This is a genomic window from Sphingobium sp. FW306-1B-F04DB (genome assembly GCF_058781925.1).
The window spans coordinates 66,987-79,476 of sequence record NZ_JBYSXE010000001.1; the positions used below are offsets into that span (position 1 = coordinate 66,987).

Genomic DNA, 12,490 nt, shown 5'->3' on the forward strand with positions numbered 1-12,490 from the left:
CCTTGTCCTACGACCCATTGTCCGGCTCTCCTTCCATCGCATCGGATGGAGTCGTGGCCAGATCGCGGTGGGCGACCGTGGGCGAAAATCCTTCGTAGCGCAACCGTTCCCCCACACGCTGGGCGACATGGACCGAGCGGTGTCTCCCGCCGGTACAGCCAAAGGCAATCGTCAGATAGGATTTGCCTTCATGGCGGTAGCGCGGAAGCAGCAGCAGAAGCAGCGACTCGATCTGGCGCAGCGCCTGATCATAGGCGGGGTCCTGCGCGACATATGCCCCGACGGCTTCGTCGAGACCGCTCATCGGTCGCAGGTCGTCGACCCAGTGCGGATTGCGCAGGAAGCGCATGTCGAAGACGAGATCAGCGCTGCGCGGCACGCCGCGTGCGAAACCGAAGGACATGACGGTCAGCGTCGGCTCCTCGCCGGTGATACCGCCGAAGCGCGCACGGATGCGTTGCTGCAGTTCGTTCGAGCTGGTTTCGGTTGTGTCGATGATGTGCTCGGCCCAGTGGCGCAGCGGCGCCGTCAGTTCGCGTTCTCGCGCGATGCCGTCGGATACCGGGCGATCCTGGGCCATCGGATGCCGCCGGCGCGTCTCCGAATAGCGACGCTGCAACTCGCTGCCGCTGCAATCGAGAAAGAGTGTCTCGACAACCTGCCCGTGCAACTCGCGCAGCTGCTTGATGCGCATGATGATGCGGTCGGCATCGAAGCCACGCGTACGACTGTCGATGCCGAGAGCCAATGGACGATCGCTGTCGGTGGCGCCAAGTGCCTGCGGCGTGGCAAGCAGGCGGTCGAGCAGGCCGAGCGGGAGATTTTCCACCGCCTCCCAGCCCAGGTCCTCGAGACAGTTCATCACGACCGACTTGCCCGCGCCAGACATGCCGGTGACGAGCAGGATGCGTTTGGGGCGCGCGACCTGGCTCATGCCGAAAGCGGCATGCCGATCTGGCGCAGCGCGAGCTCGACTTTGACGGGGGCTGACGCTTCGAGCCCGTTGAGCGCGACGACGGGAACCGCGATCCCCGCAATCTTGCGCGTCGCCTCTGCGACGGGGATGCGCTCAACGGCATCGCTCAATGTCACGACGAGGCCGACGGGAACGTCCTCGACGTTGCCCAGATCGATGATGCCGAGCCCACGTACCTCGATCTTGCCCGCGATATTGGGCGCGGCGGTGGCGAGAAGGCCGCCGCGCTCGCGCTTGACCAGCGTATAATCGTCGCTGACCAGGCGCGCGCCGCGATCGATCAGGCGAAGCGCCAGATCGGACTTTCCCGAACCCGAGCGTCCTTCGATCAATACGGCGCGCCCGCCAATCTCGACCGATGAGGCATGCAGCATTTCCGACGACAGCAATGCCATGGACTAGAGCTCCGCGACTGGAAGGGTGACCACGAATCGCGCCCCCCGGTGCGAATCGGGCCTGTCATGAACCGTGATCCGGCCATTATGCCCTTCGATGATCGTCTTTGCTATCGCCAGACCAAGGCCCGAATGTCGCCCGAAACCGTCACTTTCGGGGCGATCGCTGTGAAAACGGCGAAAAATCGCGTCGCGCATGTCAGCGGGGACGCCGGGCCCTTCATCCTCGACCGCCAGCAGGATCGAATCTCCGTCGCGCGTGGCATCGATACGGACAAGCCCCCCCTTGGGGGAGAAGGATGCCGCATTGTCGAGCAGGTTCTCGACGACGCGAATCAGTTTGGATGCATCGCCGGGGACGACAGCAGTGCCCTTGCGCGGGCGCGCGAAGGCGATGTGGACATCGCCATCGGTGCCGCGCTGCTCGCGCGACTTGAGGAGGTTCTCGATCATCGGGCCGAGATCGACGGGCTCGAAAGCGGCGCGCGAGAGCTGCGCGTCGAGCCGCGACGCGTCGGCGACATCGGTGATCAGCCGGTCAAGCCGGAGCACATCGTCGCGGACGATGTCGAGCAACTGCGCCTGGAGCAAGGGGTCCTTGACCGCCTGGAGGCTTTCGACCGCCGATCGCAGCGATGCCAGCGGATTCTTGAGCTCGTGCGTCACGTCCGCAGCAAAGGCCTCGATCGCGTCGATCCGCACATTGAGCGCATGGCTCATGTCAGCGAGCGCACGCGCGAGCATACCGATCTCGTCACGACGCTCGGGCAGGCGCGGCACCTCGACGTCGCGTGCACGCCCGAGGCGTACGCGGACCGCCGCGCGCGCGAGTCGGCGCAGCGGGCGCACGATGGTTCTCGCAAGGAACAGCGACAACAGGATCGAGACGATGCTGACGACAAGGGCGACGATGCCGAGCCGCAGCCGCTCGGCGCGCACGATGCGCGTGATATCGCGCGTATTCTCGGTGAGCAGCAGCGTGCCGCTGTGATCCGGCAGCCTTATCGCCGCCGATAACATCGGCGTGCGATCAGGCGCATAGCGCAAGCGCGTAGCAGGGCCGCCCGTAGCACGCGCGCTCGCCACTTCGGGCCATGCGGCGGCAGTGTCGACCCGCGGTTCGCTGAAGCCGCCGAGACGATCGGCCCAGACGATACGGTCGATGACGCGATCAAGGAAGCGCGCCACATGGCGCTGCCAGGGTTCGCTGTCGGGATCGCGCAACACATAGTTGGGCGGTCCCAGCCGCCAGCTGTCCGCGACGACCTTGCCATCAGCGCCGTAAAGACGCAGCCGGCCCTCGCCTTCCTTCGCGAAGGACAGGATGAGTGCGTCACGCGCATCACTGCCACCAAGCGTGATCGCCTGCGCCATCAGCTCTATCTCGCGCGCGGCCTGCATGCTGCGTTCGTCGACGAGGCGCGCGCGATAGCTGTCGAGGTAGACGAAGCCGCCCGCAAGCAGCGCGAGCGCGAAGATATTGACCGCGAGGATGCGCGGCGTGAGCGACAATCGCCCCGACCAGCGGAGCGAAAGGTCGCTCTCGTCATTCTTCGGTAAAACGGTAGCCTCGTCCATAAAGGGTGTCGATCGCGTCGAACTGCTCGTCGACCTGCCGGAACTTGCGGCGGAGGCGCTTGATATGGCTGTCGATCGTGCGGTCGTCGACATACATGTCCTCCTGATAGGCCGCGTCCATAAGCTGATCGCGCGTCTTGACCACACCTGGCCGCCGCGCAAGCGATTCCAGGATCAGGAACTCGGTGACGGTCAGCGTCACTTCCTTGCCGCCCCAGGTCACGCGGTGCCGTGCCGGATCCATCTCGAGCCGCCCGCGCACCAGCAACTCGACCTCTTCCTCCTGCTCGCCCGGGGGCTGTGCCGCCAGTTCGGTACGGCGCAGGATCGCGCGGATGCGCGCAATCAGCAGCCGTTGGGAAAAGGGCTTTGAAATATAGTCGTCGGCGCCCATGGCGAGCCCGAGCGCCTCGTCCAGTTCGTCGTCCTTCGAGGTCAGGAAGATGACCGGCAGATTGCTCTTCTCGCGCAGCCGGCGCAGCAACTCGAGACCATCCATGCGCGGCATCTTGATATCGAACACCGCAAGATCGGGAGGATTCTCGGTCAGCGCCTTCAGCGCATTTTCGCCATCGGTGTAGAGCCGCGTCACGAAACCTTCGGCCTGCAGCGCGATCGAGACCGAGGTCAGAATATTGCGGTCATCGTCGACGAGCGCGATCGTTGCTGACATGACCTGAACTGCTCCCTTTGACCCCTGCCGCTCTAATGCAACACATGATCCGGGGCAAATCCCCCTGATAGCGTTGTCTTGTTGCACAAGGGTCGTGCTTCGATATGCGCCGAAGGGAATTCAACGCGCGCGCACTCGGCGCCGCGTCGCACCATTTCGGTTTCAGGAGACAAAAGGTGGCCGATAGCGCACCCAAATTCACACTCGCTCAGCAGGGGATCGACACCAGCGCGGAATTGTACTGGAACCTCGATACCGCTCCGCTCGTGGAGTTTGCGCTCAACCGCGGCGAGGGAATCCTCGCCAAGGAGGGCCCGCTCGTCGTCGCCACGGGCAAGCACACCGGCCGCTCGGCCACGGACAAGTTCATCGTCCGCGATGCGGAAACCGAGAACACGGTATGGTGGGGCAAGACCAACGTCGGGATGACCCCCGAGCACTTCGCGGCGCTCAAGGCCGATTTCCTGAAGGCGGTCGCCGAGAAGAAGACGCTGTTCGTGCAGGACCTGTTCGGCGGCTCGCAGCCCGAGCATCGCGTCAAGGTGCGCGTGATCAACGAGCTGGCATGGCACAACCTCTTCATCCGCACGTTGCTCGTCCGCCCCGACGTGTCCGAACTCGCCGATTTCGTGCCTGAGTTCACGATCATCGACCTGCCCAGCTTCCGTGCCGATCCCGAGCGCCACGGCACGCGTTCGGAAACCGTGATCGCGGTTAACTTCACCGACAAGCTGATCCTGATCGGCGGCACCGCCTATGCGGGCGAGATGAAGAAGTCGGTGTTCGGCATCCTCAACTACAAGCTGCCCGTCAAGGGCATCATGCCGATGCACTGCTCGGCCAATATCGGCCCTGGTGGCGACACCGCGATTTTCTTCGGGCTTTCGGGCACGGGCAAGACGACGCTTTCGGCCGATGCCAGCCGCACGCTCATCGGTGATGACGAGCATGGCTGGTCCGACACCGCGGTCTTCAACTTCGAAGGCGGTTGCTACGCCAAGATGATCCGCCTTTCGCCCGAAGCCGAGCCGGAAATCCATGCGACCACCAAGCGCTTCGGCACTGTGCTCGAGAATGTGGTGATCGATCCCGAGACGCGCGAACTCGATCTCGACGACAACAGCCTCGCCGAGAACAGCCGTGGTTCCTACCCGATCGATTTCATCCCCAATGCGTCCGAGCATAATATGGGGCCGGTGCCTAAAAACGTGATCATGCTGACCGCGGACGCCTATGGCGTACTGCCCCCGATCGCGAAGCTGACGCCCGATCAGGCGATGTATCACTTCCTTTCGGGCTACACGGCGCGCGTTGCGGGCACCGAAATCGGCGTGACCGAGCCCGAGGCGACCTTCTCGACCTGCTTCGGCGCACCCTTCATGCCGCGCCATCCGTCGGTCTATGGCAATCTGCTCAAGGAGCGGATCGCGAAGGGCGGTGTCGATTGCTGGCTGGTCAACACCGGCTGGACGGGCGGCAAGGCGACGATGCCCGGCATCAGTCGCATGCCGATCAAGGCGACGCGCGCGCTGCTCAACGCGGCGCTTGACGGCAGCCTGAAAGATGTTGAGTTCCGCACCGATCCCAATTTCGGCTTCCAGGTGCCCGTCGCAGTGCCGGGCGTCGACAGCGCGATCCTCGATCCGCGCGCGACCTGGACCGACAAGGACGAATACGACGCGACCGCGCAAAGGCTGGTCCAGCAATTCATCGACAATTTCGAGCAATTCGAAAGCCATGTCGATGAAAGCGTAAAGCAAGCGGCGCCAAAGGCCGCCTGAGAGTTCGGAGAGGGAATTTCCGGGCTCTCAGCCAAGAAATGAGAGCCCGGAAATGACTGAATACACACCAAGACTGTTCCCCGACGACGCTGCAATCCGCCATATCGGCGAGGGGCTGTTGTCTTGCACGCTGACGCGCGCCGAATGGACGCATGAGGCGCATCTGGCCGCCTGCACCTGGCTGGTGCGCGAGCGGCCTGACATCGACGCAGAGGGCGCTTTGCCGACGATCATCTCGCGCTTCAATGAGAGCGTCGGAGGCGTGAACGACGATCACAACGGCTATCACGAGACGGTCACGCAGTGTTTTGTGCGCGGCGTGCGGCTGCATCTGGCGGAGTGTCCGCGCGAAGCGCCGCTGGTCGAGGTCGTCAATGCCCTGCTGCTTTCGGACAAGGGGCGGCGCGACTGGCCCCTTCGCTTCTACAGCCGCGCAAGACTGTTTTCGGTCGCGGCGCGGCACGGCTTCGTCGAGCCCGATCTCAGTCCTCTGCCGTGCCTCCGACGATCATCCGCCCCAGCATGACTTCGTGATGCTCGACATGTTCGGGCCTCTCGAGCAGGTAGCGGTCGTCCTCGGGATAATAGCGCGCTTTGGTGATGTCTTCGCCGGCAAAACCCCTGATCGCGTCGAGCGAGTTCCACCAGCTCAGCGTCGTCACCTCGCTGGTGCCGTCGCCCAGGTCGCGCATCAGCATCTGGAAGCCAAGATTGCCGTGCGTCGCGCTATAATCGGCTCCGCCGGTGAGCTCGATATAGCGGACATAGTCATCACGGTCGGCGGTGCGAATCCGGCCCGTCCACCGGCGCAGAATGATCATGGCAACGGCTCCACGGTCAGGCGTCCATTGACCGCGCCCGTTACGCGCAACCGTGTTCCGATGGGCGCATCGACCCCGGTCGCGATCCAGACACCGTCGCCCACGCGTACGCGGCCGGTGCCGCCCTCGATCGGCTCGACCACCGTAACGGTCTCGCCTACGAGCCGCGCGGTGCGGTCGTTGAGCAGCGGATCGCTCGTCTCGATCGGGTTGAGCGCGAACCAGCGTCGTCCGGCATAGACTGCGGCGATCGACAGCACCGCGAAGGTCGCGAACTGCGCGGGTTCGCCAATGCCGGCAAGCAGAGTGATCACGCCCGTCAGCAGTGCTGCGAGCCCGATCCAGATCAGGAAGAAGCCCGGCATGATGATCTCGGCAGTGCCGAGAATGGCGGCAAGGATCATCCAGACCCAGTGCGCTTCGAGCGGCAACACCTCCAGCATCTTACCCTCCTGTCAGGCCTGTTCGAACGGACCGGGGCGTCGCGGGCGAGCCGGGGAGGCGGGCGGCGTACCGCCGTCCTTGCCCAGTGCATCTTTCGCCAGTTCGCCGATCCCACCCAGCGTGCCGATCAGCTGTGTCGCCTCGACCGGGAACAGGATCGTCTTTGCATTGGGCGAGGTCGCGAACTGGCTCACCGCCTCGACATATTTCTGGGCAACGAAATAGTTGATCGCCTGCGCGCTGCCCTTCTCGATCGCCTCGGACACCATCTGCGTCGCCTTGGCCTCAGCCTCGGCCGAGCGTTCGCGCGCCTCGGCGTCGCGGAAGGCCGCCTCGCGGCGGCCTTCGGCCTCGAGGATCTGCGACTGTTTCTGGCCTTCGGCGCGCAGGATCTCGGAGGCGCGGCTTCCTTCGGCCTCGAGGATCACCGCGCGCTTCTCCCGCTCGGCCTTCATCTGACGTGCCATGGCGTTCGAGATATCGGCGGGCGGGCGAATGTCCTTCACCTCCACGCGCGTGATCTTGACGCCCCAGGGTGTCGTCGCGTGATCGACGACCGAAAGCAGCCGCGCGTTGATTTCGTCGCGCTTGGACAGAAGCTCGTCGAGGTCCATCGAACCCATCACGGTACGCAGATTGGTCGTCGTCAGCTGGAGAAGGGCGACAAAGAGATCGGAGACCTCATAGGCCGCCTTGGCCGGATCGAGCACCTGGAAGAACACCACACCGTCGACCGCGACCATCGCATTGTCCTTGGTGATGATCTCCTGGCCCGGAATATCGAGAACCTGCTCCATCATGTTCACCTTGCGCCCGACCCGGTCGACAAAGGGAATGATCAGGTTGAAGCCGGGCTGTGCGACGTGCGTGAAACGGCCGAACCGCTCGATCGTGTACATGAAGCCCTGCCGTACGACGGTGACGCCCGCGAAGACGAAAGCAATCGCGAGTATGGCAACGATGATGAAGAACAGGCTCATTCCAACAATCCCCCCGGATATACCGCTGCGGATACTGCCGCGAGATTGGCCCAGCGCCAAGCGGAATTGGGGCGGGGGGTTGCGGCCGCGGGAATTCGCTGCCAATGGCCTGCGATGAAGTCATTGCTGTTCGCGGGTCTGCTGCCGCTCTTGATCGCAGGCGCCCCTCCGGGGGACATTATCGCCGAAGCCGATCTGCGCGCGCACATCGCGGAACTTGCAAGCGACGGCTATGAGGGCCGCGCGCCGGGCACCCCGGGCCAGACAAAAACCATCGCCTATATCGCCGATCAGTTCAGCAAGGCGGGGCTTGTCTCGGGCGCGACCGATCGCCCCTGGTTCCAGAGCGTCGAACTGATCGAGCGTTCGGTGATCGGCGCATCAGCCAGCTTTGCGCACGACGGCACGAAGATCGCGATCGACGCCGACGACGTGGCGTTGCGCAGCTGGCAAGGGCAATCCCGCGTGGACACGGCGCCTGCGCTGTTTCTGGGCTATGGCGTGACGGACGCGCTGCCTGATCCGACGGACAAGGTTGTGCTACTGCTCCGCGACGCACCCGACGGGCGGCCGGATATTCCCGACTTCGCCGAACGCCGCAACGCGCTCCTGCGGCGCGGTGCGGCCGCCGTGATTGGTATCGCGGGCGGAGAGACACCGTTCGAATCGCTGCGCCGTGGCTATGCCCGGCAGGGAACGTGGATCGCCTCGGCCGCAACGCCGGGTATCGACGGCGTCATGACGCTCGAGGCTGCGGCCGCACTGGTTCATGCCGCCGGACTCGAGATTGCCGCGCTCGTCGATGAGGCGGGGCAGCCGGGCTATACGGGGCAGATGCTCGGTCTGCAGGCGACGCTCTCGGTCGACATGACGGTACGGCGTTATGAAAGCTTCAACGTGATCGGCAAGATTACAGGGAGCGCGCCGGGCAACGGCGCGGTTCTGATCACAGGCCACTGGGACCATCTCGGCATCTGCCGCCCCGAGGGTGAACCCGACCGCATCTGCAACGGGGCGGTCGACAATGCGAGCGGCATCGCGATGATGATCGAGGTCGCGCGCAAGCTGCGGCACGGCCCAGCGCCGGTGCGCGACATCTATTTCGTCGCGACCACTGCGGAGGAAAAGGGGCTGCTTGGCGCGAAGGCCTTTGTAGAGCGACCCGTTGTTCCGCTCGATTCCATCCAGGCGGTGCTCAATGTCGACACCGTCGCGCTCGCGCCCAGGGGCACGCCGATCGCGGTCATCGGCCGCGGCGGCAGGCTCGACGCGCCGATCGCGCGCGCTGCGGCGCGTACCGGACGTGCGATCGATCCGGACGGCGATGCCGATGCCTATCTCGGCCGCCAGGACGGCGCCGCCTTCAGTGAAAAGGGAATCCCGGCGGTTATGCTGGTCAGCGCGTTCAGCGACAAGTCGCGCCTCGATACCTTTCTTGCCGGACCCTATCACGGCCCCGCCGACGAACTGACCGCCGCCACCGAGCTTGGCGGCGCCGCCGACGACGCGACCTTCCATGTCGCCCTCGCGCGCATCCTCGCCGATCCGAAGGAATACCGCCGGTGAACCCACTTTCCTCCCCCGCGCAGCTTGTTTACAGAGCCGCCCAAACCCCCGCCAAAGGAGTCTAGACCGCATGGACATCGCCCTCGGTCTCACATTCGACGACGTTCTGCTTCGCCCCGGCGAATCCGAGGTCATGCCCAGCCAGGCCGACACGCGTACCCGCGTGACGCGCGAAATCGGGCTCAACATCCCGATCCTGTCGTCCGCGATGGACACCGTGACCGAGGCCGACATGGCGATCGTCATGGCGCAGCTGGGCGGCATCGGCGTGCTCCACCGCAATCTGAGCATCGAGGAACAGGCCGACGCGGTCCGCGCGGTCAAGCGCTTCGAATCGGGCATGGTGGTCAATCCGATCACGATCGCGCCCGACAGGCCGCTCGCCGAGGCGCAGGCGCTGATGGCGCACCACAAGATCTCGGGCATCCCCGTCGTCGAGCCCGGCGGCAAGCTTGTCGGCATCCTTACCAACCGCGATGTCCGCTTTGCCGAAAATCCTGGCCAACCCATTTCCGAACTGATGACACACGAGAATTTGGCCACGGTAAAGGCCGGCGTCAGCCAGGAAGAAGCACGCCGCCTTCTGCATCAGCGTCGGATCGAAAAGCTGCTTGTGGTCGACGAGGCTTATCACTGTGTCGGGCTCATCACGGTCAAGGACATCGAGAAGGCGGTCAACTATCCCGACGCGACCAAGGACAGCTCGGGCCGCCTGCGCGTCGCCGCCGCCACCACGGTGGGCGACAAGGGGTTCGAGCGCACCGAGGCACTGATCGACGCCGAGTGCGACCTGATCGTCGTCGACACCGCGCACGGCCATTCGAAGATGGTCTCGGCCGCGGTCGAGCGGATCAAGAAGCTCTCCAATTCGGTCCAGATCGTCGCGGGCAACGTCGCGACCGCCGAGGCAACGCGCGCGCTGATCGGCGCGGGCGCCGACGGCATCAAGGTCGGCATCGGCCCGGGCTCGATCTGCACGACGCGCGTCGTCGCGGGCGTGGGCGTGCCGCAGCTGACCGCGGTGATGGAATCGGCTGAGGAAGCAGCCAGGTCGGGCGTTCCGGTGATTGCCGATGGCGGCCTGCGGACGTCGGGTGACATCGCCAAGGCGCTTGCGGCTGGTGCGGGCAGCGTCATGGTCGGCTCGCTGCTCGCGGGTACCGAGGAGGCGCCGGGCGAGACCTTCCTCTATCAGGGCCGCGCCTACAAATCGTACCGTGGCATGGGTTCGGTGGGCGCGATGGCGCGCGGCTCGGCCGACCGCTATTTCCAGCAGGACATCAAGGACCAGCTCAAGCTCGTCCCTGAAGGCATCGAGGGCCAAGTGCCCTACAAGGGTCCCGCAAAGGACGTGATCCACCAGCTCGTCGGTGGTGTGAAGGCAGCGATGGGCTATACCGGCGCACGCACGATTGGGGAGCTCAAGGAGCGTGCTCGTTTCGTCCGCATCACCAATGCAGGCCTGCGCGAAAGCCATGTCCATGACGTCACCATCACGCGCGAGGCGCCCAACTATCCGACGCGTTAGGGCTGGCGGATGACGCCCCAGGCCCGCGTCCAGGCCGCCATCGAGCTGCTCGACGAGATCATCGTCGCAGCGCGCGATGGCGGTGCCGCCGCCGACACGCTGATCGCGCGCTATTTCAAGACGCGGCGCTATGCCGGGTCCAAGGACCGGCGCGCGGTCCGCGATCTTGTCTATGACGCGATCCGGCGCACCGGCGACAGACCGTCTTCGGGCCGTGCGGCGCTGGTCGGGCTCGCGCGCAATGACGCCGCGCTCGCCGCGCTGTTCGACGGCACCGCGCACGGACCGTCAGCGATCGCCGACGACGAGCCGGCTGCGCCCGCAAGCGCCGTACCCGAATGGTTGGCAGGCCAGATCGCAGCGCTGGGCGATGGCGAGGCCGACGCGCTGCTCGAACGCGCGCCGCTCGACCTGCGCGTCAACCGGCTCAGGACTTCGCGTGATGCGGTGCTCGCCGCGCTTCCCGAAGCCGTGGCGACCGCCCATGCGCGTGACGGGATCCGGTTGCCCGAGGGCTTTGCGGTCGAGGCGCACCCGCTCTGGCAGGGCGGCAGCATCGAGATCCAGGATGAGGGCAGCCAGTTGATAGCCGAGGTCTGCGGCGCCCGTCCGGGGATGACGGCGGTCGACCTCTGCGCTGGCGCAGGCGGCAAGACGCTCGCGCTCGCGGCGGACATGGCGGGGCAGGGACGGCTGGTCGCGTGTGACACAGTCAAGTCACGGCTCGATCGTCTGCCGCCGCGTGCTGCGCGCGCCGGAGCGTCCAATATAGAACTGCGCCTGCTCGACGGCGGGCGTGAAGCCGAAAATCTGGCCGACCTCGCCGGCCAGGCCGACATCGTGCTGGTCGATGCGCCATGCTCGGGTACGGGGACATGGCGACGGAACCCCGAAGCGCGCTGGCGATTGACGCCGCAACGATTGACCGCGCTCAATGCGCTTCAGGCGCGGATCATCGACCTTGCGGTGCCCCTTCTGCGTCCGGGCGGGGTGCTGGTCTACGCTGTCTGTTCGGTGCTCGACAGCGAAGGCAGGGATCAGGTGGCGGCAATGCTCAGTCGGCATTCATCCTTGACGCCCGAAAGGGCTTTGCCCCATGTTGGACGGATATGGGGAGACGGCACACTGCTCACCCCGGCCAGGGATCAGACCGACGGCTTTTTCGTTGCGAGGGTCAGGCGGCCGTGACAGTTGAAAACCGATCCCCGCTCTTGGAGACGATCATGCGTTATACCCCGGTTGCTTGTGCACTTGCCCTGGCCCTGGCCTGTTTCTCGAGCGGCGTGAACGGGCAGAAGCCCGATGCGGAAATCGATCCGCGCTCGGTGGAACTGGTCCAGAAGGGCGAGGCGCTCGCCGCCACGGGTGATTATCAAGGCGCAAATGACACGATCGAGAGCGCGCTCGTACTCGATCCGCGCAACCGGGCGGCCTATGTCGCGCTCGCCAAGGTCGCGCAGAAACAGGAACTCAACGGCAAGGCGATCCGCTTCTATCGCGAGGCGCTCAAGATCGAGCCCAATGATGTCAACGCGCTCGCGGGGCAGGGTGAGGCGCTCGTCGCCAAGGGCGCGGTCGAAAAGGCCAAGGAGAATCTCGCGCGGATCGAGAAGCTCTGCGTCGCGCGCTGCAACGAGCAGGTCACGCTTGCCGCCACGATCGCGCGCGGCCCGGCGCCCCAGGTGCTGACCGCCAAGACGGTTGCGCCGCAGCCGGCACCCAAGTCGGAATAATCCCGCAGGACTGGC

13 protein-coding genes are annotated in these 12,490 nt (G+C 65.2%); 6 read left to right on the plus strand and 7 right to left on the minus strand.

What is annotated here, in order from left to right:
• Positions 1–7: 7 nt before the first annotated feature.
• The 4 genes from rapZ to AC3WJD_RS00350 are packed head-to-tail and all read right to left on the minus strand — an operon-like array spanning position 8 to position 3,622.
• A complete protein-coding gene (rapZ, locus tag AC3WJD_RS00335; protein ID WP_492743454.1) occupies positions 8–934 on the minus strand; it encodes an RNase adapter RapZ in 927 nt (308 codons plus the stop codon).
• A complete protein-coding gene (locus AC3WJD_RS00340) occupies positions 931–1,371 on the minus strand; it encodes an HPr kinase/phosphorylase (RefSeq protein WP_492743456.1) in 441 nt (146 codons plus the stop codon). Before AC3WJD_RS00340 ends, rapZ begins: the two co-directional genes overlap by 4 nt.
• A gap of 3 nt (positions 1,372–1,374) precedes the next feature.
• Entirely contained in the window at positions 1,375–2,949 is a 1,575-nt protein-coding gene (locus AC3WJD_RS00345) for a sensor histidine kinase (RefSeq protein ID WP_492743457.1), read from the minus strand.
• Positions 2,918–3,622, minus strand: coding sequence for a response regulator transcription factor (locus tag AC3WJD_RS00350; RefSeq protein WP_492743458.1), 705 nt, complete (start codon positions 3,620–3,622; stop codon positions 2,918–2,920). The genes AC3WJD_RS00345 and AC3WJD_RS00350 overlap by 32 nt, the downstream gene beginning before the upstream one ends.
• A gap of 176 nt (positions 3,623–3,798) precedes the next feature.
• Here AC3WJD_RS00350 and AC3WJD_RS00355 point away from each other — a divergent pair, with 176 nt between their 5' ends.
• Together AC3WJD_RS00355 and AC3WJD_RS00360 are read left to right on the plus strand one after the other, a co-directional pair.
• Positions 3,799–5,403 (plus strand): phosphoenolpyruvate carboxykinase, encoded by a 1,605-nt coding sequence (locus AC3WJD_RS00355; protein ID WP_492743460.1) that lies wholly within the window; start codon positions 3,799–3,801, stop codon positions 5,401–5,403.
• Between the two features lie 52 nt (positions 5,404–5,455).
• Positions 5,456–5,929: a hypothetical protein gene (locus AC3WJD_RS00360; protein ID WP_492743462.1), complete on the plus strand. Its 474-nt coding sequence runs from the start codon at positions 5,456–5,458 to the stop codon at positions 5,927–5,929.
• Here AC3WJD_RS00360 and AC3WJD_RS00365 read toward each other — a convergent pair.
• From AC3WJD_RS00365 to AC3WJD_RS00375, 3 genes are read right to left on the minus strand one after another with little or no spacing between them, the layout of a single operon-like run.
• Positions 5,886–6,224, minus strand: a complete 339-nt coding sequence (locus AC3WJD_RS00365) for a hypothetical protein (RefSeq protein ID WP_492743464.1) — start codon at positions 6,222–6,224, stop codon at positions 5,886–5,888. The genes AC3WJD_RS00360 and AC3WJD_RS00365 overlap by 44 nt on opposite strands.
• Entirely contained in the window at positions 6,221–6,667 is a 447-nt protein-coding gene (locus AC3WJD_RS00370) for an NfeD family protein (RefSeq protein ID WP_492743466.1), read from the minus strand. The genes AC3WJD_RS00365 and AC3WJD_RS00370 overlap by 4 nt, the downstream gene beginning before the upstream one ends.
• Positions 6,668–6,679: 12 nt before the next feature.
• Positions 6,680–7,648: an SPFH domain-containing protein gene (locus AC3WJD_RS00375; RefSeq protein WP_492743468.1), complete on the minus strand. Its 969-nt coding sequence runs from the start codon at positions 7,646–7,648 to the stop codon at positions 6,680–6,682.
• A gap of 114 nt (positions 7,649–7,762) precedes the next feature.
• On the opposite strand from AC3WJD_RS00375, the gene AC3WJD_RS00380 reads away from it, so the two are divergent.
• From AC3WJD_RS00380 to AC3WJD_RS00395, 4 genes are all read left to right on the plus strand, one after another.
• Positions 7,763–9,214, plus strand: coding sequence for a M20/M25/M40 family metallo-hydrolase (locus AC3WJD_RS00380; protein WP_492743470.1), 1,452 nt, complete (start codon positions 7,763–7,765; stop codon positions 9,212–9,214).
• A 70-nt stretch (positions 9,215–9,284) separates the two neighbouring features.
• Positions 9,285–10,742, plus strand: coding sequence for an IMP dehydrogenase (gene guaB, locus AC3WJD_RS00385; protein WP_492743472.1), 1,458 nt, complete (start codon positions 9,285–9,287; stop codon positions 10,740–10,742).
• A gap of 9 nt (positions 10,743–10,751) precedes the next feature.
• On the plus strand, positions 10,752–11,930 hold the full coding sequence (locus AC3WJD_RS00390) for an RsmB/NOP family class I SAM-dependent RNA methyltransferase (RefSeq protein WP_492743474.1): 1,179 nt from the start codon (positions 10,752–10,754) through the stop codon (positions 11,928–11,930).
• A gap of 35 nt (positions 11,931–11,965) precedes the next feature.
• Positions 11,966–12,475: a hypothetical protein gene (locus AC3WJD_RS00395; RefSeq protein ID WP_492743476.1), complete on the plus strand. Its 510-nt coding sequence runs from the start codon at positions 11,966–11,968 to the stop codon at positions 12,473–12,475.
• Positions 12,476–12,490 lie beyond the last annotated feature (15 nt).

What these genes read in the sequence shown, in the direction of transcription:
- AC3WJD_RS00360 (WP_492743462.1), top strand. Translation starts at nt 5,456, where the DNA reads ATGACTGAATACACACCAAGACTGTTCCCCGACGACGCTGCAATCCGC.
- AC3WJD_RS00345 (WP_492743457.1), bottom strand. Translation starts at nt 2,949, where the DNA reads ATGGACGAGGCTACCGTTTTACCGAAGAATGACGAGAGCGACCTTTCG.
- AC3WJD_RS00350 (WP_492743458.1), bottom strand. Translation starts at nt 3,622, where the DNA reads ATGTCAGCAACGATCGCGCTCGTCGACGATGACCGCAATATTCTGACC.
- rapZ (WP_492743454.1), bottom strand. Translation starts at nt 934, where the DNA reads ATGAGCCAGGTCGCGCGCCCCAAACGCATCCTGCTCGTCACCGGCATG.
- AC3WJD_RS00395 (WP_492743476.1), top strand. Translation starts at nt 11,966, where the DNA reads ATGCGTTATACCCCGGTTGCTTGTGCACTTGCCCTGGCCCTGGCCTGT.
- guaB (WP_492743472.1), top strand. Translation starts at nt 9,285, where the DNA reads ATGGACATCGCCCTCGGTCTCACATTCGACGACGTTCTGCTTCGCCCC.
- AC3WJD_RS00390 (WP_492743474.1), top strand. Translation starts at nt 10,752, where the DNA reads ATGACGCCCCAGGCCCGCGTCCAGGCCGCCATCGAGCTGCTCGACGAG.
- AC3WJD_RS00380 (WP_492743470.1), top strand. Translation starts at nt 7,763, where the DNA reads ATGAAGTCATTGCTGTTCGCGGGTCTGCTGCCGCTCTTGATCGCAGGC.
- AC3WJD_RS00340 (WP_492743456.1), bottom strand. Translation starts at nt 1,371, where the DNA reads ATGGCATTGCTGTCGTCGGAAATGCTGCATGCCTCATCGGTCGAGATT.
- AC3WJD_RS00365 (WP_492743464.1), bottom strand. Translation starts at nt 6,224, where the DNA reads ATGATCATTCTGCGCCGGTGGACGGGCCGGATTCGCACCGCCGACCGT.
- AC3WJD_RS00375 (WP_492743468.1), bottom strand. Translation starts at nt 7,648, where the DNA reads ATGAGCCTGTTCTTCATCATCGTTGCCATACTCGCGATTGCTTTCGTC.
- AC3WJD_RS00370 (WP_492743466.1), bottom strand. Translation starts at nt 6,667, where the DNA reads ATGCTGGAGGTGTTGCCGCTCGAAGCGCACTGGGTCTGGATGATCCTT.